Source organism: Cycloclasticus sp. PY97N, assembly GCF_002443175.1.
GTDB lineage: Bacteria > Pseudomonadota > Gammaproteobacteria > Methylococcales > Cycloclasticaceae > Cycloclasticus > Cycloclasticus pugetii.
Genome location: NZ_CP023664.1, coordinates 22,970 through 42,865 on the forward strand (window position 1 = coordinate 22,970; position 19,896 = coordinate 42,865).

General features: G+C 42.5%; 25 protein-coding genes. 12 read left to right on the forward strand and 13 right to left on the reverse strand.

Features of this window, described 5'->3' with window-relative positions; translation table 11 throughout:
* Positions 1 to 48 precede the first annotated feature (48 nt).
* From CPC19_RS00115 to argC, 3 genes are all read right to left on the reverse strand, one after another.
* A complete protein-coding gene (locus CPC19_RS00115) occupies positions 49 to 483 on the reverse strand; it encodes a polymer-forming cytoskeletal protein (protein ID WP_016390445.1) in 435 nt (144 codons plus the stop codon).
* Between the two features lie 80 nt (positions 484 to 563).
* Positions 564 to 1,283 (reverse strand): DUF6776 family protein, encoded by a 720-nt coding sequence (locus tag CPC19_RS00120; protein WP_016390444.1) that lies wholly within the window; start codon positions 1,281 to 1,283, stop codon positions 564 to 566.
* Positions 1,284 to 1,301: 18 nt separating this feature from the next.
* Positions 1,302 to 2,333, reverse strand: coding sequence for an N-acetyl-gamma-glutamyl-phosphate reductase (argC, locus tag CPC19_RS00125; protein ID WP_016390443.1), 1,032 nt, complete (start codon positions 2,331 to 2,333; stop codon positions 1,302 to 1,304).
* A gap of 72 nt (positions 2,334 to 2,405) precedes the next feature.
* Here argC and CPC19_RS00130 point away from each other — a divergent pair, with 72 nt between their 5' ends.
* The 4 genes from CPC19_RS00130 to CPC19_RS00145 are packed head-to-tail and all read left to right on the forward strand — an operon-like array spanning position 2,406 to position 4,967.
* Complete coding sequence (locus CPC19_RS00130) at positions 2,406 to 3,698, forward strand: chloride channel protein (RefSeq protein ID WP_015005064.1); 1,293 nt, start codon at positions 2,406 to 2,408, stop codon at positions 3,696 to 3,698.
* On the forward strand, positions 3,685 to 4,191 hold the full coding sequence (locus tag CPC19_RS00135) for a TlpA disulfide reductase family protein (protein ID WP_016390442.1): 507 nt from the start codon (positions 3,685 to 3,687) through the stop codon (positions 4,189 to 4,191). The genes CPC19_RS00130 and CPC19_RS00135 overlap by 14 nt, the downstream gene beginning before the upstream one ends.
* Positions 4,191 to 4,613 (forward strand): protoporphyrinogen oxidase HemJ, encoded by a 423-nt coding sequence (hemJ, locus tag CPC19_RS00140; RefSeq protein WP_016390441.1) that lies wholly within the window; start codon positions 4,191 to 4,193, stop codon positions 4,611 to 4,613. The genes CPC19_RS00135 and hemJ overlap by 1 nt, the downstream gene beginning before the upstream one ends.
* A gap of 60 nt (positions 4,614 to 4,673) precedes the next feature.
* A complete protein-coding gene (locus CPC19_RS00145; protein WP_015005061.1) occupies positions 4,674 to 4,967 on the forward strand; it encodes an oxidative damage protection protein in 294 nt (97 codons plus the stop codon).
* A 272-nt stretch (positions 4,968 to 5,239) separates the two neighbouring features.
* Here the strand turns inward: CPC19_RS00145 and CPC19_RS00150 are convergent, their stop codons facing one another.
* Positions 5,240 to 5,629 (reverse strand): iron-sulfur cluster assembly accessory protein, encoded by a 390-nt coding sequence (locus CPC19_RS00150; protein ID WP_015005060.1) that lies wholly within the window; start codon positions 5,627 to 5,629, stop codon positions 5,240 to 5,242.
* Positions 5,630 to 5,794: 165 nt separating this feature from the next.
* On the opposite strand from CPC19_RS00150, the gene CPC19_RS00155 reads away from it, so the two are divergent.
* From CPC19_RS00155 to CPC19_RS00165, 3 genes are read left to right on the forward strand one after another with little or no spacing between them, the layout of a single operon-like run.
* Positions 5,795 to 7,039, forward strand: a complete 1,245-nt coding sequence (locus CPC19_RS00155) for a porin (protein WP_015005059.1) — start codon at positions 5,795 to 5,797, stop codon at positions 7,037 to 7,039.
* Positions 7,040 to 7,058: 19 nt separating this feature from the next.
* Positions 7,059 to 7,562 (forward strand): FMN-binding protein, encoded by a 504-nt coding sequence (locus CPC19_RS00160; RefSeq protein WP_015005058.1) that lies wholly within the window; start codon positions 7,059 to 7,061, stop codon positions 7,560 to 7,562.
* A gap of 3 nt (positions 7,563 to 7,565) precedes the next feature.
* Positions 7,566 to 8,333, forward strand: coding sequence for a PepSY-associated TM helix domain-containing protein (locus CPC19_RS00165; RefSeq protein WP_016390440.1), 768 nt, complete (start codon positions 7,566 to 7,568; stop codon positions 8,331 to 8,333).
* A gap of 41 nt (positions 8,334 to 8,374) precedes the next feature.
* On the opposite strand, the gene CPC19_RS00170 is transcribed toward CPC19_RS00165, so the two are convergent.
* Positions 8,375 to 8,878, reverse strand: a complete 504-nt coding sequence (locus tag CPC19_RS00170) for a DUF5063 domain-containing protein (protein ID WP_015005056.1) — start codon at positions 8,876 to 8,878, stop codon at positions 8,375 to 8,377.
* 75 nt (positions 8,879 to 8,953) lie between these two features.
* Here CPC19_RS00170 and CPC19_RS00175 point away from each other — a divergent pair, with 75 nt between their 5' ends.
* Both CPC19_RS00175 and CPC19_RS00180 read left to right on the forward strand, forming a co-directional pair.
* On the forward strand, positions 8,954 to 9,442 hold the full coding sequence (locus tag CPC19_RS00175; RefSeq protein WP_015005055.1) for a DnaJ domain-containing protein: 489 nt from the start codon (positions 8,954 to 8,956) through the stop codon (positions 9,440 to 9,442).
* Entirely contained in the window at positions 9,432 to 11,210 is a 1,779-nt protein-coding gene (locus CPC19_RS00180) for an SLC13 family permease (protein ID WP_016390439.1), read from the forward strand. The genes CPC19_RS00175 and CPC19_RS00180 overlap by 11 nt, the downstream gene beginning before the upstream one ends.
* Positions 11,211 to 11,236: 26 nt before the next feature.
* Here the strand turns inward: CPC19_RS00180 and CPC19_RS00185 are convergent, their stop codons facing one another.
* From CPC19_RS00185 to CPC19_RS00200, 4 genes are all read right to left on the reverse strand, one after another.
* Positions 11,237 to 11,833 carry a hypothetical protein gene (locus CPC19_RS00185; protein ID WP_015005053.1) on the reverse strand — a complete coding sequence of 199 codons (597 nt, stop codon included), beginning with the start codon at positions 11,831 to 11,833 and terminating at the stop codon, positions 11,237 to 11,239.
* Between the two features lie 59 nt (positions 11,834 to 11,892).
* Positions 11,893 to 12,399, reverse strand: coding sequence for a ribosome biogenesis factor YjgA (gene yjgA, locus CPC19_RS00190; protein WP_015005052.1), 507 nt, complete (start codon positions 12,397 to 12,399; stop codon positions 11,893 to 11,895).
* A 215-nt stretch (positions 12,400 to 12,614) separates the two neighbouring features.
* Positions 12,615 to 12,800, reverse strand: coding sequence for a hypothetical protein (locus CPC19_RS00195; RefSeq protein ID WP_015005051.1), 186 nt, complete (start codon positions 12,798 to 12,800; stop codon positions 12,615 to 12,617).
* Between the two features lie 12 nt (positions 12,801 to 12,812).
* A complete protein-coding gene (locus tag CPC19_RS00200) occupies positions 12,813 to 13,133 on the reverse strand; it encodes a DUF2007 domain-containing protein (protein ID WP_015005050.1) in 321 nt (106 codons plus the stop codon).
* A gap of 38 nt (positions 13,134 to 13,171) precedes the next feature.
* Between CPC19_RS00200 and rnd the strand changes: the two genes are divergently transcribed.
* Positions 13,172 to 14,323: a ribonuclease D gene (rnd, locus tag CPC19_RS00205; RefSeq protein ID WP_015005049.1), complete on the forward strand. Its 1,152-nt coding sequence runs from the start codon at positions 13,172 to 13,174 to the stop codon at positions 14,321 to 14,323.
* Between the two features lie 6 nt (positions 14,324 to 14,329).
* Here rnd and CPC19_RS00210 read toward each other — a convergent pair whose 3' ends face one another.
* From CPC19_RS00210 to CPC19_RS00220, 3 genes are read right to left on the reverse strand one after another with little or no spacing between them, the layout of a single operon-like run.
* The gene (locus tag CPC19_RS00210) at positions 14,330 to 16,309 is read right to left on the reverse strand and encodes a LysM peptidoglycan-binding domain-containing protein (RefSeq protein WP_016390438.1); all 1,980 of its coding nucleotides are present in this window, start codon (positions 16,307 to 16,309) and stop codon (positions 14,330 to 14,332) included.
* 50 nt (positions 16,310 to 16,359) lie between these two features.
* Positions 16,360 to 16,947: a lytic transglycosylase gene (locus CPC19_RS00215; RefSeq protein ID WP_016390437.1), complete on the reverse strand. Its 588-nt coding sequence runs from the start codon at positions 16,945 to 16,947 to the stop codon at positions 16,360 to 16,362.
* 10 nt (positions 16,948 to 16,957) lie between these two features.
* Entirely contained in the window at positions 16,958 to 17,446 is a 489-nt protein-coding gene (locus CPC19_RS00220; protein WP_015005046.1) for a hypothetical protein, read from the reverse strand.
* 151 nt (positions 17,447 to 17,597) lie between these two features.
* On the opposite strand from CPC19_RS00220, the gene CPC19_RS00225 reads away from it, so the two are divergent.
* Together CPC19_RS00225 and CPC19_RS00230 are read left to right on the forward strand one after the other, a co-directional pair.
* The gene (locus tag CPC19_RS00225) at positions 17,598 to 18,014 is read left to right on the forward strand and encodes a hypothetical protein (protein WP_016390436.1); all 417 of its coding nucleotides are present in this window, start codon (positions 17,598 to 17,600) and stop codon (positions 18,012 to 18,014) included.
* Positions 18,015 to 18,389: 375 nt separating this feature from the next.
* Entirely contained in the window at positions 18,390 to 19,193 is an 804-nt protein-coding gene (locus CPC19_RS00230) for an SDR family oxidoreductase (protein ID WP_016390435.1), read from the forward strand.
* Positions 19,194 to 19,384: 191 nt separating this feature from the next.
* Here CPC19_RS00230 and ssb read toward each other — a convergent pair whose 3' ends face one another.
* The gene (gene ssb / locus CPC19_RS00235; RefSeq protein ID WP_016390434.1) at positions 19,385 to 19,849 is read right to left on the reverse strand and encodes a single-stranded DNA-binding protein; all 465 of its coding nucleotides are present in this window, start codon (positions 19,847 to 19,849) and stop codon (positions 19,385 to 19,387) included.
* Positions 19,850 to 19,896: the final 47 nt, after the last annotated feature.

Sequence of the window (19,896 nt, forward strand, 5' to 3'; positions counted from 1 at the left end):
AGCCTCTTTATTTAAAATTTATTCACTATACGGTTAGTACACTTTCAATTAAGAAAGTTCGTCTTGCACAGGTTCTTCTTGCAAACCGATAGCTGTTATATTGGAAGCCGCATCTTGCTGGCGCACGAGTTGACCATTCACCTCTGCCCCTACTTCCATTTCAATTAAGTTATATTGAACATTGCCTGTCACTCGAGAATTAGCAATCATTTGCACCCTTTCGGACGCTATCACATCACCTTGAACCTCTCCATCAAGAACGACTATAGGAACATTAACATTCCCATGTATAGCACCCAGCTTACTCAACGTAAGCGTTGCAGTTGAACCGTTTTCCGCCGATACATTTCCGACAACGCGACCATCAATATGCAGCCCACCAGTGTAAACAATATCTCCTTGAACAACCGTACCCTCCCCAATAATAGTGGATACATTAGTGGTATTAATCTCTTTCAATTTTTTTGTATTTGAAGAAAACATTCTTTCAACCTCTAACTTTATTTCTTTAATTTAGCATACTAGTCTATCCCAGATAGGCGTTAGCTCCTAATTCTCAACCTTTAGCCACTAACGACCTCTTGCCAAAGCCACTGCTCTTGCATTGGCTTGGAGCCTTTTTTCGAGCGGTTAATAATCATGCTTACTGTCTTAGGTATAAATCCAATCGGTAACTTAATTTCACCTGTTAGCAACTCATAATACCTAAAAGAAAAATTACCAGACTTCAATCCTTCTATAGACAAATCCTCTAGCAGGAACTCCTTTTCTTCCCCCTGCCAGTCACCTACTATTGAAAACGTATATTGGCCTTTAATCACTTGTTTCTGGCTCGTGCCTTGGGCCAACACTAGTTCATAGTCATAACCACCTTTTTCATCGAGCGGCCTGATATCAAAACTATCAATATATAGCCCCTTAATTAACGTTTCTGGTGCCACAACCCGCTGATAAAAAGCCAACTGCTCCTTTGTATCGCTTAATTCTTCGTGCAGCTTAACCAATGATTTTCTTGCATCTTTTTGAGACTGCGCATCGATTACCTTCGAGCTTTCAATAAAGTCGAGCCGTTTCACAAGAGCTTTGTTTGCCTTCGTTAACTTAACAACAGATTCTTTTAATCGAGCATTATCGGCTTGATATTGTTTAACATCTTTAACCGATAGTCGCCCTAAAACAAAAAACAATGCCAGCAGCACAATAACAATAAACAACGCCGTTTTTTCGATTAACCGCCTGCGCTGCGTTTGATGATAAGGGTGTGGACATTGGTGACGAACCATTAAAAGCACCTATACTATTTAGGGGTATAAACCTACTTGATCTAGGCCCGTTTTTTCATCCAAGCCAAACATAATGTTCATATTATGAACAGCTTGCCCTGAAGCCCCTTTCACTAAATTATCAATCACCGACAATACGGTAACAACCTGCCCACCTTGAGGCTGATGTACAGCGATTTGACAACGGTTTGTGCCACGGACATCACCTGTATCCGGATGCGCACCACTAGGTAATACATCGACAAAGGGCTCATCAGCATAAAACGTCTCAAACAAATCTTGCAAGTTAATCCCCGTTTCTTTTAGCGGCGCATACAACGTGGCATGTATCCCTCGAATCATTGGCACTAAATGAGGTGTAAATGTTAGCGAAACCGGTGATGCAGACAGATGACTCAATTCTTGAGAAATTTCAGGTAAATGTCGGTGCCCCGGAACACCGTATGCTTTAAAACTTTCACCACTTTCACTCATTAAACCGACAACACTGGCAGAACGACCAGCTCCACTCACGCCTGATTTCGCATCGGCAATCAACATTGAGCTTTCAATAACATTTGCCTTAAGAAGCGGTAAAAAACCTAACTGCGTAGCCGTTGGATAGCAGCCAGGGTTAGCTACCAAATCTGCACGTTTAATCAACTCTCGATTTGTTTCAGGCAAGCCATACACTGCCTGCTCAAGTAGTTTTGGGCAAGCATGTTTAGCGCCATACCACTTTTCCCAAACCGCAACATCTTTCAACCTAAAATCAGCTGATAAATCTATTAGTTTGACATCAGCAGCCAATAACTCTTTCGCCATCGTCATAGCTGTCGCATTAGGTGTTGCAAAAAACACAACATCGCATGCTGTTAAATTTTCAACAACCGGGGCAACAAAGCATAAATCATTAAACCCGCGTAAATTTGGGTACACAGCATCAACACGCAAACCCTTTTCGGCCCGCGATGTTACTACCTGGACATCCACCTGTGGATGCATCGCTAGCAACCGGAGCAACTCCACACCGGTATAACCCGTTCCACCTACAATACCTGCTTTTATCACACTTCTGCCTCTTTATATTAATCCTTATTATCAGCACATTTTACACTAGCATCGTCTGATATACTTAGTCGAATGGCAAACCCCAACGTTCAGCAAATTTTTACGCTTTTCTCTGCTTGGAAAACTCACCTTGTTTTCTGGTTAGGCGCTATTTTTGTAGGCTTGTCATCGGTCGCTTTAACTTTCGGAAGTGAATTGGTCAGCACATTATTTAGAGAGCTGCATCAAAAATACTTGATCTACAGCTTTTTATTTACACCTATCCTCCTTACTTTTCTTGCTTGGGTCACCTTTACTTTTTTTCCTGGCTCAGAACGTAGCGGTGTCCCGCAAGTTAAAGCAGCGCTTGAACCTTCAGAAGCCGGCCTTAACAAACCACTACTTAGCTTTCGAATCCTTGTTGGTAAACTATTCCTTAGTATTGGCGGTATTTTTGCCGGCGCTTCTGTTGGTTTAGGTGGGCCAGCTATACACATTGGCGCCGCCTTGATGACTTACTTTGGGCGGTTTGCTAACTTTGGACCTCATTATTTAGAACGCGGACTCATTTTAGCTGGCAGCTCCGCCGGTTTTGCAGCACTTTTTAGTGTCCCATTGGCTGGCATTGTATTTGCCATCGAAGAAATGGGGCGCTCACTTGAGGAGAAAACCAGTGGGCTCATTATCACTGCCGTTATTTTTGCCGGTGCTACGGCCTTAATTCTCCATGGGCAATATGTGTTTTTGGACAACTATCCAACATCCTTTCCTTGGGGAAAAGCTTGGCTCATCATTCCTGTCTGCGGTATTGCTACTGGGTTTATGGGCGGCCTTTTTAGTTTAATCCTTCTTAAAGGCGGGCCTTTTTTAAAATCTATAAACTACTTATCACCCCTTAAAATTGCCTTTATTTGCGGCATCATTATTTCTATTCTTAACTACCTGTCTGAGGGTGCAACTGCAGGGACGGGCTACCAAGAAACTAAAAACTATCTATTCAATGCTCAAAGCATGTCATCTGAATACCCTTTGATGCGAATGCTCGCCAGTATAGCCACCTTTTTTATTGGCATTCCTGCTGGTATTTTTGTACCATCCCTTTCGGTTGGCGCAGGCATTGGAGCCAACCTAGCTGAGTGGCTGCCAATTGCCCCTGTCTCAGTTGTCATTCTTTTAGGCATGACAGGTTATTTTTCAGGCATGTTACAAGCACCGTTAACATCCTTTGTCATTATTATGGAGATGACTAACTCACATGATTTATTATTGCCAATGATGGCTACAGCCTTTATTGCCAACGGAACATCTAAACTAATTTGCCCTATAGCTTTATATCAAGGGTTAACTCAAAACTACCTTAGTGCAAAACCCAATGAACAAAAATAAATCCTTCCAATTTATATTAGCCATCTTACCGATTGGTTTTGCCGGTTTGGTGTATTTCAATAGCGGCGCCATCAATCAGGTTCCTGACATTTCAATAAGCACCATAAACGGAGAAGAAATTGCCACCACCTCACTCAATGGCAAACCTGCTTTAATCACGTTTTGGGCCACCGATTGCCCTAGCTGTATTAAAGAAATACCTCATTTAAAAGCGATCCATGCAGATTATGCTGATAAAGGTGTGTCTATTATCGCTATTGCTATGAAGCATGATCGCCCAGAGCATGTTATCGCGATGACACAGGCGAAGTCTCTTCCATACACTATTGCTTTAGACCCGAAAGGCGATGTCGCGAAAGCTTTTGGTAATGTTCGTTTAACACCGACTACCTTTTTAGTCGCACCCGATTCAACTATCGCCTTACACAAGCTTGGGCTGTTCGATGAGGAAAAGATGCGAAAACAGCTCGATAAATTATTGGCTAAAAGCTAATGTGGTACAAAGCGCTACATATGATATTCATGGTCACCTGGTTTGCTGGCCTATTCTACCTGCCTCGCTTATTTGTCTATCACGCCATGAGCGATGATGAGACCAGCAACAAGCGTTTCAAACTGATGGAACGAAAATTATACTTTGGCATCATGACACCGGGGCTGGTCCTTACCCTGCTTTTTGGCATCTTAATGCTGACAGACTATGCCTGGGCTGCGTTTGGCCAATCGGGTTGGCTGCATGTAAAATTAACATTAATTGCATTACTGTGTATTTACCATGTTTATTGTGGCAAGTGGCTACTTGATTTTAAGCACGATCGTAATAAACATGGCCACGTGTACTTTCGTTGGATGAATGAATTACCCGTGTTATTTTTGGTTGGCATTGTAATTTTGGCGACAGTTAAACCTTTTTAGACCTGCACTTCCGTATTAAGCCTTGTATAATCTTTTTCAAATTAACTCCAGAGCCTATTTATGACTAACACCGTTCAATGTGTCGTCCTTAAAACCGAATCCGAAGCCTTAGACAGTGCTCCCCATCCAGGTGAGCTAGGTGAACGCATTCTGGCAAACGTATCCAAAGAAGGCTGGGCATTATGGCTCGAGCGCTTATCAATGATTATCAATGAAAATGGTTTAAGTACCGCGGATGTGGAAAGCATTCAAGTGATTGAGAAACACATGAAAGGCTTTTTCTTCAATGAAGGTGAAATGGGGCATGTTCCAGCTGGTTTTCATGAGGCTACGACACCGCCTAAAAACTCATAAGATTCACTCTTAACCCCGAGACTGAGAAATGGCTATTTTTTATATCGTTATCTAACTTTCTATAGGCTGCATTAAACAACCTATAGCCTTGATACCCCTCAGTAAAAACCAGCCGCCCAACGTACAAGTTGCAGCGAGTTCGAAGCCAACATAAAAAAAACCTAAAGCCTAGCTTTAGGTTTTTTAATAAGAATCAGCGCCGCTTTATAAAAAAACAGATACAACGTTAAAAACTAAGCGGCACCTCTAAGCTTTAAACGACCGACTGTTTTTTAGCTGCAACCGCCACTAGAAGAGCCGCATGAACCACAGCCGCCTGAACCGCCTGTTGCCGCAAACACATTGTTGAAAACAAAACTCGCTTCGCCCATGCCTTTATCAATAAAATCAATCTCAACGCCACGCATATAATTCAAGGCCACTGAATCCACATACACCTTATAATCACCCGAATCTAATACGCTATCATAAGGTGTTTTTTCATCAGAAAATGTCATGCCATATGACATGCCACTACAACCACCACCTGATACGAAAATACGAATGGCATCCATTTCATCACCCACCTCTGCGAATAACTCGGAAAGCTTTTCACCAGCTGCCTCGCTAATATTGATATCCGCTGCCGATAAAACTGAATTAAATGAACCTGCTGCACCCATCGTTAACTCCTTATAAATATATTTATACCCCATCATTATACGAGAAATGACATCAAACCGCCTGTTAATTATTAAAGCAGACAATTATTTGGTTGCTAATGAGAATGATTCGTATTAAGATTCCCTCTCACCCTAATTTTTAACTTTCTAAGAGAAAAGATTATCATGAAAAACAGTATTAAAAAGTCAGGTAGCTTAGCGCTTTTGTTGGGGGTTCTTGCTGCCCCACAGGCATCGGCATTAACGCTTGAAGACCTTGCTAAGAGGCTCGATGCACTGGAAGCAAAAAATAAACAATTAGAACAAGAAAACTCCCAATTGCGAGATGCTGTTGCCACAACCAACGACAAGGTAGAAGCTGCTGTTATCGCGACAGAATCTATTGCTGACAGTGCCAGTGGTATCCAAAAACTAGCTGATTGGGCAGACAAAACCAGCATTGGCGGTTATGGTGAATTACATTACAACAACCTTTCAGGCAAAGGTGGTGCTAGTGATAAAGATGAAATTGACTTCCACCGTTTTGTTCTATTTTTTGGCCATGAGTTTACCGATGATATTCGTTTTTTCTCAGAATTAGAGCTTGAACATAGCCTTTCAGGAGACGGCAAAGACGGTGAAGTTGAACTAGAACAAGCGTATATAGACTTCGACCTCAATGATAACCACACCGCACGTGCCGGTTTATTTTTACTACCTGTCGGTATTATCAACGAAACTCATGAGCCACCTACTTTTTACGGCACAGAACGTAACCCCATCGAAAAAAACATTATCCCAGCAACTTGGTGGGCAGCAGGTGCAGGTGCTCATGGTGAACTAGGCGCAGGCTTTAGCTATGACGCTTATATCCATTCTGGCCTTAATGTTGATAATGGTTTCAGTATCCGCAGCGGTCGTCAAAAAGTTAGCAAAGCAAAAGCGAATGATCCGGCTGCTACCGCACGTATTAAGTACACTGGCATCCCAGGTCTTGAACTTGCAGTATCAGCTCAACACCAACAAAACATGGGTCAAGGCTTAGTAGCAGGCCTAGAAAGCGGTAACTTAATTGAAACCCATGCTATTTGGTCTACTGGCCCCTTCACTGTCAAGGCTCTATATGCTGCTTGGGATATTGATGGTTACGCTGTTGAAGCAGTCGGCGCTGACAAACAAGAAGGTTTCTACGTTGAGCCATCTCTCCGTTTATCTGAAAAATTTGGTATATTTGCTCGATTCAACCAATGGGATAATTATGCAGGTAGCAACTCTGGCACCGCTAAAGATACTGAAAAGGAACAATGGGACGTTGGTATAAACTACTGGCCACATGAAGATGTTGTCATTAAAGCCGACTATCAATACCAAAATAATGATGATGGTAAAGAGCAAAATGGACTTAACCTCGGCATCGGCTATCAGTTTTAATCGGTCTACTTAAAAACCCATGAAAAGGATTGCCTTATTATTTGCCGCTGCTTTTTTCTTTCAAGCAGCCATCGCCAAAGGGGTCTATCAGACCCCTGAGGCTTTCCTCAATCAAGTGTTTGAAGGCAACACCCCCCCTTTATCATCGGTTTGGCTAACGAAAGATAAGAAAGAAGTCATCACTCAGTTTTTGCAACATAAGCCTTCGTTTATCCGCGTAAAATATTGGCAAGATGGCGAAAAAACAGCGTGGATACTTGACGAAGTTGGCAAAGAAAAACCCATTACTATCGGCGTCGTCATTGAGAGTGGAAAAATACAACAACTCAAAGTATTAACCTTTAGAGAATCACGAGGCTGGGAAGTTAAACACACGTTCTTTACTCGCCAATTCGATAATGTTGGCATCAACCAAGATCAACAACTTGATAAACATATCGATGGCATCTCTGGTGCCACTTTATCCGTACGAGCCCTAAAAAAAGTCGCTAGAATAGCCCTTTACCTCGAACAACAACTTTAAATCATGGGCAACAAAAGGTATCGCCGAAAAAAATTTAGTTCCTTATACCTTTGGCATCGCTACACGGGGCTCTTAGCTGCTGTGTTTGTCATCTTTATTAGCCTCAGCGGTATTGCGTTAAACCACACCGATGATTTGGCGCTAAAAAAAAAACACCTTAGCTCTAATTTTCTATTAGACAATTACAACATCCAAGCGCCTACTTGGACCCGACAATTCAAAACAAAGCAATATACCGTCACACAGGCCGATGATTTATTATTCATCAATTCGAATGAGGCTATGGCAATAGACAGCATGTTAGCTGGTGCCATTGAATTTAATGATTTTTTACTTATTGCATTAACCAATACGGTACTGCTGATTGACGCAGACAACCAGCTCGTTGAAACATTGGGCACTCTCAACGGAGTCCCCGCTAATATTAATCGCATAGGGTCTACTAGTGATCAGCAAATACACTTGCTTGCAAACGATCAAATTTATCGACTCACTGAGGCATTGAGTTTTCAAAAAACTACCGTTGACGAACAGCTACACTGGGCCAGCCAAGAACCTTTATCAAAGACTGCACTTAAGGCCATCAACCAACGCTATAAATCAAACATTATTTCACTGGAAACCTTTATGCTAGACATACATAGTGGCCGTTTTTTTGGAGCCTACGGGGTTTTATTGTTTGATTTAATCGCAGTTATTCTTATATTTTTAGCTTTTACCGGGGTTATTATTTGGATACGACAATCTCTAAAACACCGCCAACGTGACTAAAAGTAAGCAAGCACTTACTACAACTAACCCATCCAACAGCTTTATATTTGATGGTGGACGCGTAAATGATACAAATGTCGCTCAGCATCGATCAAATGCTGCCCCCAATGAAGAAAGAACCCATCACGCCATAGGTTCAAAGCAACAGATAAGTTCTCTTGGCCGCAATTAATAATATCTAAGCCCCGTTTAATTTCGAAGTAAAGGTCGGCCAAGTCTTCAGACAGGCTTCCATACAGTTCGTTATGGATTAACTCCTCACCTACTTCATAACCGTCTTTCTCGCCTAATGATTTTTTAAGGTGGCAGAAAAGCTCGAAGCGCTCATCAATATCAGATAATGCAAAAAAGCATTCCGCCCTATTATTTGCATGATCGATTACTTCCATAACGGCGTGAATTCTTGGCAAAACCAAACTAATTTGAGTCAGCCAGTTTTGCGCCTCAAACTCATCTATATTTTCAATTAGAAAACAAAACCGTCTTGCATCCTCCGGCAGTTCTTGGATTTGTTTTGAGATTTTATTTCTATTTTCGTTTCGCACACAGTAAGCTTAGACAAAATTAGAAGAAATACCGTGAATTAATAAAATAATGCTACAAATAAATTTACCGCTCGTATGATTCGCCTGCTCTTAGTTATTGCCGTTGCTTTAGGTGCCATCTATCTCGTCCGATGGTTCCTCAACACCCCCGCTGAAACCGTTGCTGCCACTATTCGAAAATCACTTTGGTTGTTGTTAGGTCTCGGGCTTATCTTTCTTGCTGTCACCGGCAAACTAAATATTATCTTTGCCTTTATTGGCTCCGCCATTCCACTTATTGCAAAGCAGCTGCCCAATATTTTACGCCTGCTTGGTATGGCTAAAATAATAAAATCCACCAAAAGCAAAGCTCAGGGCAACACCCCACCGCCTTCAGCGCAAGCAATGAATCAACAACAAGCCCTCACTATGCTGGGCTTAAAGCCCGGCGCTTCAAGAAAAGACATTATTGCAGCACATAAACGACTCATGCAGAAAGTACACCCCGACAAAGGCGGTTCCGAAACCTTAGCGAGTCAAATCAACCAAGCCAAAAACTTACTTTTAAAAGAATATGAACCATGATCAAAGCATAATATTCGCCATCTTAACGGTAACCCTTGCTTTATTCGCTTGGGGACGATGGCGATATGACATTGTTGCGTTAACAGCCATGACTGCTGTTCTATTATTTGGCCTTGTTACCCCTAATGAGGCGTTTGCAGGCTTTGGGCACACAGCTGTTATTACCGTTGCCGCTGTGTTGATTATCAGCCAAGCACTCAAGAATGCCGGCGTTGTTGATGTTGTGGCCTCCTACTTATTACCCCACACTGGTAACGCCATCATTCATATTGCCTTATTAACGGCTCTTGTCACCTTTTTTTCTGCCTTTATGAATAATGTTGGCGCGCTTGCTTTATTACTACCAGTTGCCATTGCCACCGCTAAAGAGCACGGCCGATCACCCGCGATGGTTTTAATGCCCTTGGCGTTTGGTAGTATTTTAGGCGGCATGAGTACGATGATTGGTACGCCACCCAATATTATCATTGCAAATTATCGTGCTGACATTACTGGAACCGCTTTTAGTATGTTTGATTTCTCACCGATTGGCTCCGTTATCGCTGTCATTGGCGTCACCTTTATTACCTTAATTGGCTGGCGGTTAATACCAAAAAAACGATTTGAAGAAAATCAGCCCGAAAAGCTATTTGAAGTCAGTAGTTACTTAACCGAAGCGAAGGTGATGCCAGAAAGCCCCTTAATTGGCCTTGCTGTTAATGAAGTTGAAGACCTTCAAATTAACGATATTGGCATTGTTGGCGTTGCTCGTGGTCACTATTTTGCACTTAATACAAACCCAAATTATAAGCTTAAAGAAAACGATATCTTAATCCTTCGAGGCGACCCGTTAACCTTGCAGAGCAAATTTGCTGATTCACACTTAGAATTTCAAACAGCCACTGGAAAAACATTTAATAATTTAACCGAGGGCGACCTCGCATTAACCGAGTGTGTTATTACCGCCACTTCTCCGCTGGTTGGCCGAGATGTTTCTTATTTACGTCGCCGAACCGCTAATTCAGTTGCTGTTATCGGCCTTGCTCAAGAAGGATCTGTGGTTCGCAAACGCCTACGCAACAATACCTTTCAGGCCGGTGACGTCCTATTGCTACAATACCAAAAAGGTTTAATTAACGACATGCTCACAGGGCTCAATCTATTACCGCTCGCCGAACGTGGCATTCAAATTGGGCAACACCGCCGGGTTTTGATAGCTTTGGCAATTTTTATTGGCGCGATTATTCTCGGTGCAATCAATATTTTGCCAATGGCAGGAGCCTTTATCTTAGCCATTCTTGTATATTCCATCATGGGGTTTTTGCCTGGCAAAGACGTTTATCGCGATGTCGATTGGCCAATTATTATTTTACTTGGTGGCATGATTCCGGTTGGTCGCGCCTTAGAAAGCACAGGCGCTACCGAGCTGGTTGCCAGTAGCATCGTTAGTATCACTGAAGGGTTACCCATCTACATGGTTTTAACGCTGATTCTAGTAACCACAATGTTTTTATCCGACATTATCAACAATGCTGCCACTGCGCTAGTAATGGCCCCTATTTCTGTTGGCATTGCAAATCAACTTGGCGTGAATATAGACCCCTTTCTAATGGCCGTTGCCATTGGTGCCTCTTGCGCTTTTTTAACACCTATTGGGCATCAATCCAATACACTTGTAATGGGGCCCGGCGGTTATCAATTTGGGGATTATTGGCGAATGGGACTACCCTTGGAAATTATTATCACGCTGATCTCTGTCCCCCTTATTCTAATCGTCTGGCCGTTGTAATAACGACCAGACACTAGAAATATTTATTAACGAAGCAGAACGTCTGCTAGATCAATCACGTCAATAACTGTACCGTTTCCTTCTAAAACCCGTACCACTTTATTACCTACTCGACGGACTTCTTCACCATCACGTATCGTAGGCAGTCGTCTGGCCAACTCATGCGGGATACGTTCTGAGTATCGTAAAATATCGCTATCCAACACTTCTCCGCGGGCTACTTTTGCCTCCCAACCTGGAGGCAACTGACCACCACGATCTAATTTCTTTTGCAAACCATAAGGTACCTGTTTGTCCTTATTTTTTTTATACTTTTTATCGGCTTTATCATCACCATCACGGCGATAATAATCTTTTATATAAGAACGTTCTGACTCAGTAAAATAATGTTTCGTTTTTTCTTTATCTTTATTTTGCTTCTGTTTTTCTTTTTTACTGCCTAGCGTGTCGTCGAGCTCCTTTTTATCCAGCTTCTCAGAGCGACCAAACCAGCGCTCCCAAAAGGATTCACTGTGTTCGGCCTTGCCTACAAACTCGCCCTCTGGTTTAGCCGCATGCACGGCTGTAATCGAGAATAAAAAAAGCAACACCAAAACACCCATTGTTGATCTTTTAGTTAACATAACCCTCTCCTTATTTATAAACATCTGGACACTATAAGCGAACTTAACTGAACAGCTTCTTAATCATTAACCGACAGTTCCTTTATATACTGAAATATTTTCCGTGCAGCAGCTGGCGGCTTTTGTTTTTCCAATTCTTGATTCGCTTTTCGTTGAAGCTGCCTAATGTGTTGGCGATCCGCCTGTGGGTAATTCACTAAGAATTCGCTCAACGCTGCATCTCCTTGCTCGACTAACTTATCTCGCCATTGCTCCATCATATGTAAGCGAGCTGTCGCCGCTCTGTCTTTATCGAGCTGTCGTTCAATGGCTTGGTTAATCCCTTCAACATCGGTACTGCGTAACAATTTTCCAATATACTTAAATTGCCGTTTTATCGCCCCGCCTTTAGATAATTTTCTGGCCACAACAATGGCTTGTCTTAAGTCATCCGTTAATGGCATGCCATCGAATTGATCTTGCGACAAATCCGCAATCCTTTTCCCTAGCGCCACCAAATCATCCGCTTCTCGTTTAATTTGAGTTTTACTGATGAGTTCTGCTGCTCTTGCTTCTTCTTGATTCATTAACTATATAACCTGATCTAATAATAACGACATGCTAACAAATTAACCGTGTATTGGTTTAATACACTCGGTTTTATTGTGTTCAAGCCAAGCATAAAAACCTATTCTTATTTGAGGCATCTACTTATGCCTTGTTATATACAAAGCCATCTGCATGTCCCTTAACAGACCTAATAACGGCTAACTACTCGATCAAACATCGAACATTTTCACCCTTAGCTGGTCAGCACTAAAAAAATAACAAATAAAATAACAGCCGCTATGGGTAACAAAATACCAGCCCAGTCCTTTTCCGCCTCTTCACTTTGTTTAAGCGCCGCTTTAATACCCGGTCTAAACCAAAAAATAACCAATAACGCTACCGCGCCCAACGCTAATTGCTCCCACAATGCCATATTCATCTTTTAACCGCCTTAATTTGTCTCGATAGGTTTTTCTTTCTCACAATTCCAACAATGTGAAAACTGTCCGTCACTTTCTTCTCCACAAAACGAACATCTCCATGCAGGTAAATCTTGCTCACCCAGTGGATCACTGGCCAAATACTTTTGCGCTAATTGTTCGTCACGTTCATCATTTATCCAAAGCTCTGGCCAACACTCTGTCGGTGGTAACTCTCCGGCAGCGGCCCCTAAAAACTCATTTTTGATTTGGCAGGCAATCCCGTGTTGTTCGAGGTAGTTTCTCCAAAAAGCAACCTCGATAAAATTTTGCGCTGTAAAAACTTTAATCATCGTTTACACTGCCTCTTCTTTTTACACGCTTTACTGTTATGACGAAACCTCACTATATCGACACCAATGAACAGCTTTCTGAGTTTTGTAACACGATAAAAAACGAACCTTGGTTGGCGATAGATACTGAGTTTCAACGGGAAAAAACCTACCGTTCAATACTGGCGTTAATTCAAATTGCCACTGCCGATATAGTCGCTATCATCGACCCAATAGCCTGTGACATCAAGCCCTTATTGGATATTTTATACAACCAAAATATACTCAAAGTCTTCCATGCCGCACGTCAAGATCAAGAAATTTTCTACGATTTACGCGGCAAGCCATTAGCGCCTGTTTTTGATACTCAAATTGCCGCGCCCATTTTAGGCCACCCAGAACAAGCCGGCTATGCACGATTAGTGGATGATATTTTGGGTGTGCAATTAAGCAAAGCTCATTCACGTACAGACTGGCTACGTAGACCGTTAAGCGAAGAACAAATCACCTATGCAGCTGACGATGTAATTTATCTAGCCAAGCTATACCCGTTATTAGAAAACCAACTAAAGGAAAAAGACCGACTTAATTGGTTGGCGCCAGCCTTTGCCGATTTATGCAAACCTTCACTGTATTCCAACCCACCAGAACTTGCATGGAAAAGGATCCGAGCAGCCAAACGTTTAAAAGGTGGCGCCTTATCTGCGTTACAAAAATTAGCCGAATGGCGTGAAGACCTTGCACAACAAAAAGACATCCCTCGTGGCTGGATAATTAAAGATGATATTTTAATAGAGGTGGCCAAACTCAAGCCAACCAATCTCCACACTCTATCGTCTATTCGCGGCATTTCAGACAAATTCACCGATAAATTTGGGCGCGCAATTATCGACATTATTGCCAATGCCATTGACAAAAAACCAGCCTCTACTGCGGCTCAACAAAAACCTAAGAAAGTCACCGAAAAACAAGAAGCCTTAGCCGATCTATTAATGGCTCAAGTAAGATTGAAAGCCGCCGCCGCGAACGTCAACGCCACGTCTCTCACCAATCGTAAAGAATTATTACAGTTGATCCATGGTCAACGCGATCTTGAGTTATTGAGTGATTGGCGCAATGAGATGGTTGGCCAAGATCTCCTTGCTACGCTGGAAGGCGATAACAACTTTAGTGTCACTTCAGGTGAACTCGTTATTTCACCTTCAACATAAGGTCTACTATTTTGGCTTTTTCTTAACCTTAGGAATGGTTAATCGTGTCCCAGTGCTAACACGATTAAGGTCGACCTTCGTATTGTATTGCCTTAACAACCATAACGGCACATTTTGTTGTTGCGCTAATAACCAAACAGAACTGCCGTTTTTGAGCCGTAATGTTTCTGTTTCAACAACGCTAAACTGCTTAAAAAAGTCATCCTGTATTTTTTTATGAAAAGCCAAGCGCTTGCTTTCTAATTGACGCCTGTCTACATGCGAGAAATCAAGCTTAAGTCGATCGCCCATCCTTAGGCGAGATTGAGCACTCATCTTATTAAGCTTTCTCAAGACCGTCGTTTTTAACGACAACCATTCGGAAAAATGCCCAAGCGTCTCATTACTTTGAACTTCGACAGACCCATCATCGGCCACTCGATAATTACTCGGGTCCGCTTTTAAACTGTTTTCTTCTACATGGTTTTTAGGGTTAAGGGCCTTTGCACTCGCAGCGACTGACAATACATCTGGGTTTGCTCGTATCCGCAGTTTTTGTCCTACATATAAATAATGCTTATTTTTTAATTTATTTAAAGACACAATATTCGCCTCAGACACGCCTACCCTACTTGCAATAGCTGATAAACGATCACCCTTTCTGACGGTATAAAAAATAGCATCCTGCGCTACTGGGTGTGCGCCCTTTAATTGGTTTTTCGCTATATTAGGTAACTTTAGTAGCTGACCAACACGAATCTTATGTTGACTCTTTAGCCCATTTATCGCCACTAACTGACTGGTTTTTACCTTAAAGCGTTCAGCAATTTTAGAGAGCGAATCACCTCGTTTCACCCGATATGAAACATCAGGTTTTTGTTTCATTGATTGCTCGTCAGGAGGAATTCTGGCCATTAACCCTTTAATCGACGCAGCACCCGTCTCTACCGGCACCCGAAGCTTGTAGCCCTTTGGAATATATTTATTGTTTGACCAAACGGTCGGTTGTAACGCTGGGTTCAACGATTTAAAAATATTATTGTTAATCCCAAATGCCGTCATTAAGCCTTGCGCCGAGTAATAGGATGGCAACTTAACCTCTTGAATCACCATCGGGGGGTCTCGTTGCACTTGCCCAAAATATTTTGACGGTTGCTGGTCAATATCGTGTGCAGCGACAAACGCATTATAAAAATTTCGTGAGGCAAACCCAAACGTACGGCCCTTATATTCACGCACTATTTTGGCAATATCAGTTCCCCCCGTCGCTGACACTGCGCGCCTCATACCCGCAGCGCCGTGGTTATAAGCGGTTAATGCTAGCGGCCAGGTTCCCGTAATTTTATGGTTATCTTTTAACAACAAGCCCGCTGCCCTTGTTGCCAGAAAGGGGTCTAATCGTTCATCAACGACGTGATCAATACGCATAAACCGACGCCCCGTCGAACGCGTAAATTGCCACAAACCAGCAGCTCCAGCATGCGATCTAGCATCAGAACGAAATGATGACTCAACATGCGGCAAAGCGGCCAACTCATCCGGCAAATCAAGCTTTTGAAATTCTTCCTTAATAAACGGCTGCCAACGCCCTGCCCTCACCAACCCCTGCTTAAACCGATCTGCTTGCCCGAGTTGAAAGCGTAACCGGTTTGCCGCTTCTTTAAACTCTTCGCCGGTAGTACCTGTTGGCCACAAGGCTTTAATATGCCTATATCGCGCCTGATCTAGTCGTTTACTTGGGTTAGCCGCAAGGTAGAGTAAAATGTCTTGGTAGTACTTTTTCTTTTGTTTAATGGATTGTTGACGTTCTTTATAGCTTGTGCCCGGTGTAAAAGATAAGCGTTCATAAATGATATTCAACCGCTGATTATCATGTATAAAGCCTTCATCAGTCGTCACTTCTGTGTAAACTTTTAACCAAAAATTAACATCTGGCTTTAGCACATGCGGCAATGGAAATGCCTCTTGGTCTCTTGCCAATAATGTATTAGATAGTATCGCCGCCATAAGACATACGACTATAAGTAGGCGACGCACCCTTTGGCTTTTCGATATGTTTAAAACGGCCATATTGACCAACCAGAATCTAATGTCGACTCACAGCCTTTTAACTGTGCTGAATAACGTTTCGCCTGAGCACCCACTTTTTTCGCAACACGTCGCAACCACCCCTTTGCTAAATATGTGCCACGACTGTATCCGCCGTGACCTTCATGGTAAGCAAGGTATTGTTTTTCGGCATCCCATTTTGATATCCCCAACTTTCGTTGCGACACATTGGTGTACCAGCCAATAAAATCGGCGACATCGGCAAAGTCGTCACGGTCTGCACCGTAACTATCTGTCGACTTCATATACCACTCCCAAGTTGAATCCTGCGCCTGACCATAACCATACGCACTGGATGAACGAGGTAAAGGAACAACACCCAAAAACCAATCTCTTGGAGGCTTAACATTCGATTGAAAGCGAGACTCTTGATGAATAATCGCCATTTGCACAGCTATTGGTGTGCCCCATTTTTTTTGTGCCGCTAAGGTTGCCGGGTACCAATCATCTTTTTCATAGAAAATAGCACACAGGTTTGCTTGGTTCTTAGGTGGTGTAGAGGCACAACCAAACAGTACCAGTGGCAGCAGTAGCATTAGGAACGGTTTAACCACGCCTCACTTTTTCCCAGCTATCTAGTGCGATAACAAATTTCTTTGCTGCTTGTTCCAATAAGGCCAAAAACTGCTCATGCTGACTGGTTTTTATCGCTTCCCAAGCCCGCTTTATATCCATATCTGCCTGCTCCATTATTTGCGCATCTAGCACTTGTTGGTACGCCCTATTAAGCGAGCTGATCATCATATTCAATTCAGCCTTTGCAACATTGCCTTCTGTTAACACCATCATACAAGCAGCTTCTGGGGCCTTTTGCAATGACGTTTCACTCGACACCCCGCTCAACACAGCCCATTCATCTATATAGTAATTTTTTAACTGGTTGACCAAATGCATTAAACCCAGCATACAAGGTAAATCTTTAAAAAGCGTTGGATCGCCTCTACTAGCTGCCAACTCTGCCGCCACCTTCAATGAGGGGCCGACAATCATTTGATACTCTTCTGGACTTAGCCACTCTGGCTGTTTCTTATTCATATACTTTACTCAACGCCTTTAAATTATTGCTGCTCTTAAACACAAGCTTTTCGCTCTGTTTGTCTTACTTGCTAGCTTTATTATGACTGACTGGTTACTATATAATCTAGTCGAACGACATTAACTACCTCAACAAACTGAAGGAACAACAATGAAACACTCAACTTTACTGATCGCCGCACTGATTTCAAGCCTTTTATTCTTAACCGGTTGTGAAGAAGCCGAAAAAGCCGCCTCCAGCGCAAAAGATGCCGCTAGTAGTGCCGTTGAGTCTGCAGGTGATATGGCAAAAGATGCGGCAGATGCTACATCAGAGGCCGCTGACTCAGCCATTGATGCAACTAAAGAGACCACATCTAGCGCAATGGAAAGTGCAAAAGAAGTAGCTACTGATGTAACTGAAGGTGCCGAAAACGCAATGGATGCAACGAAAGAAGCAGGCGCTGATATGCTTGATGCTGTTAAAGAAACAACAACTGATGCTGTAGACGCTGCTAAAGAAATGGCAAATGATGCAATGTCTCAAGCAAATGAAGCAACTAAGACGGATGCCGCAGCTGAAGAATAAGCAAACCTTCTTGGAAAAGCTAAATTAGCTGGCTTAATAACGGCCTAGCTAATTAAAAAAGCCCCTTAATAGGGGCTTTTTTATTGTTATGAAAATAAAAGACAACAAGCAAATACTCCACTTTTTAATTAACACTTCCCCTGTCTACGCTTACTGATTTTTTGGCATCAGCGGCAAACCTCTATCACACGATAATTGCTAATTTCCGAAATAGCACAAAGCAACTTAAAACACTCAAACATCTTACTTCCAAAGTCTATCTATTTTGACTTGCTCAGTTCAACCACACCTTAAAAATCAAGGTATACTTATTCACGGCGTAATAATTTTTATTATCTTTTCGTTGCGTTAAAAACCGAACAAAAGGAGAACTAAGTGTACAACAATAAAGTCATTTTATTAACCGGCGCTGGCAGTGGTATTGGTGCAGCAATCGCCAAAGAACTATCCGAATTAGGCGCACAACTTATTTTAGTAGGCCGAAATCAAGATAAGCTTGAAACCGTCAAACAAAATCTATCAGGCCAACACGATGTCTTGGCGGCTGACATTTCATCTTCAGAAGGCCGGCAGGCCATTAAAGAACATTGTGAGCAACGAGCAGGTGGTATTGACATACTGATTAATAATGCTGGTATCAGTGCATTTACAGGCTTTGAAACCATGAGCGAAGAAAAAATTTCTTCTGTTATTCATATTAACTTAACCAGCACTATTTTATTAACACAGCAGCTATTGCCGTTATTAAAAGCTAAACCGTCTGCGCAAATTGTTAATATCGGCTCTGCTTTTGCTAGTTTGGCCTTTGCAGGCTTTACTGTATACAGCGCCAGCAAATACGGCCTAAAAGGTTTTACCGAAGCCCTCCGACGAGAACTGCACGGTGGCACGGTTGATGTGCGCTATTTCGCACCACGCGGAACTGATACACCGTTCAACGACGAGAACACCCAAGCGCTTAATGTGGCTATCAAGGCAAATATAGATACACCTGAAAAAGTAGCAACAGAGTTTGCCAACTTTCTACAAAGCAGTAAGGCTAGGCATTTTGTGGGTTGGCAAGAACGCTTATTTGGCCGCTTGAATGGGTTATTCCCTGGATTAATTGATAAGGCACTTGCTGGGCAACATCAAGCCATTATGGATTGTTTACCCCAAGCGGATAAAGACAAGGGCTAAGTTTTCCAGCTCCCCTTAGCTTTAGGTATTTTTCACCTAAAGCGCGGTAACAACAGACAAGGCTCAAACCTACAACATAAAACCATTGTATATGTTGTAGTAACGAATCCGCTGTTTACAACAGCCAATAAAAAAGCCCATTAACTATGGGCTTTTTTATTTATTATGTACAAAGCAGTCTTCGATGGTCTCTAAAATGGAATGTCATCATCAAAATCATCCATCGGTGCTGTAGGTTGTGCCGGTGCTGATGCAAAATTACTCGGTTTCGAGGCCGGCGCTGAACCTGCTGGCGAAAATTCAGCCGAACCACCGCCTCGGCTGTCCAACATTTGCATTGTGCTGGCTTTAATTTCTGTAGTGTAACGGTCTTGTCCGCTTTGATCTTGCCATTTACGTGTTTGCAAAGCACCTTCTACATAAATTTTTGAGCCCTTCTTAAGGTACTCACCAACCACCTCAGCTAAACGATTAAAAAACACTACCCTATGCCACTCTGTTTGTTCTTTTTGTTCACCTGTATTTTTATCTTTCCATGATTCTGATGTTGCCACGGTAACATTGGCTACCGCACCACCACTCGGCATATAACGAATCTCAGGGTCTTTACCCAAGTTACCCACCAAAATTACTTTATTTACGCCTCTGCTTGCCATGTTGTGCTCCGTTATTCTTGCCCTCAATGGGGCGGGTTTAAAGTTTA

What these genes read in the sequence shown, in the direction of transcription:
- CPC19_RS00120 (WP_016390444.1), bottom strand. Translation starts at nt 1,283, where the DNA reads ATGGTTCGTCACCAATGTCCACACCCTTATCATCAAACGCAGCGCAGG.
- CPC19_RS00180 (WP_016390439.1), top strand. Translation starts at nt 9,432, where the DNA reads ATGAACCATGATCAAAGCATAATATTCGCCATCTTAACGGTAACCCTT.
- CPC19_RS00150 (WP_015005060.1), bottom strand. Translation starts at nt 5,629, where the DNA reads ATGGGTGCAGCAGGTTCATTTAATTCAGTTTTATCGGCAGCGGATATC.
- yjgA (WP_015005052.1), bottom strand. Translation starts at nt 12,399, where the DNA reads ATGAATCAAGAAGAAGCAAGAGCAGCAGAACTCATCAGTAAAACTCAA.
- CPC19_RS00135 (WP_016390442.1), top strand. Translation starts at nt 3,685, where the DNA reads ATGAACAAAAATAAATCCTTCCAATTTATATTAGCCATCTTACCGATT.
- ssb (WP_016390434.1), bottom strand. Translation starts at nt 19,849, where the DNA reads ATGGCAAGCAGAGGCGTAAATAAAGTAATTTTGGTGGGTAACTTGGGT.
- CPC19_RS00175 (WP_015005055.1), top strand. Translation starts at nt 8,954, where the DNA reads ATGATTCGCCTGCTCTTAGTTATTGCCGTTGCTTTAGGTGCCATCTAT.
- CPC19_RS00195 (WP_015005051.1), bottom strand. Translation starts at nt 12,800, where the DNA reads ATGAATATGGCATTGTGGGAGCAATTAGCGTTGGGCGCGGTAGCGTTA.
- CPC19_RS00160 (WP_015005058.1), top strand. Translation starts at nt 7,059, where the DNA reads ATGAAAAGGATTGCCTTATTATTTGCCGCTGCTTTTTTCTTTCAAGCA.
- rnd (WP_015005049.1), top strand. Translation starts at nt 13,172, where the DNA reads ATGACGAAACCTCACTATATCGACACCAATGAACAGCTTTCTGAGTTT.
- CPC19_RS00200 (WP_015005050.1), bottom strand. Translation starts at nt 13,133, where the DNA reads ATGATTAAAGTTTTTACAGCGCAAAATTTTATCGAGGTTGCTTTTTGG.
- CPC19_RS00145 (WP_015005061.1), top strand. Translation starts at nt 4,674, where the DNA reads ATGACTAACACCGTTCAATGTGTCGTCCTTAAAACCGAATCCGAAGCC.
- CPC19_RS00115 (WP_016390445.1), bottom strand. Translation starts at nt 483, where the DNA reads ATGTTTTCTTCAAATACAAAAAAATTGAAAGAGATTAATACCACTAAT.
- CPC19_RS00220 (WP_015005046.1), bottom strand. Translation starts at nt 17,446, where the DNA reads ATGAATAAGAAACAGCCAGAGTGGCTAAGTCCAGAAGAGTATCAAATG.
- CPC19_RS00185 (WP_015005053.1), bottom strand. Translation starts at nt 11,833, where the DNA reads ATGTTAACTAAAAGATCAACAATGGGTGTTTTGGTGTTGCTTTTTTTA.
- CPC19_RS00210 (WP_016390438.1), bottom strand. Translation starts at nt 16,309, where the DNA reads ATGGCGGCGATACTATCTAATACATTATTGGCAAGAGACCAAGAGGCA.
- CPC19_RS00155 (WP_015005059.1), top strand. Translation starts at nt 5,795, where the DNA reads ATGAAAAACAGTATTAAAAAGTCAGGTAGCTTAGCGCTTTTGTTGGGG.
- CPC19_RS00165 (WP_016390440.1), top strand. Translation starts at nt 7,566, where the DNA reads ATGGGCAACAAAAGGTATCGCCGAAAAAAATTTAGTTCCTTATACCTT.
- CPC19_RS00215 (WP_016390437.1), bottom strand. Translation starts at nt 16,947, where the DNA reads ATGCTACTGCTGCCACTGGTACTGTTTGGTTGTGCCTCTACACCACCT.
- hemJ (WP_016390441.1), top strand. Translation starts at nt 4,191, where the DNA reads ATGTGGTACAAAGCGCTACATATGATATTCATGGTCACCTGGTTTGCT.
- CPC19_RS00130 (WP_015005064.1), top strand. Translation starts at nt 2,406, where the DNA reads ATGGCAAACCCCAACGTTCAGCAAATTTTTACGCTTTTCTCTGCTTGG.
- CPC19_RS00225 (WP_016390436.1), top strand. Translation starts at nt 17,598, where the DNA reads ATGAAACACTCAACTTTACTGATCGCCGCACTGATTTCAAGCCTTTTA.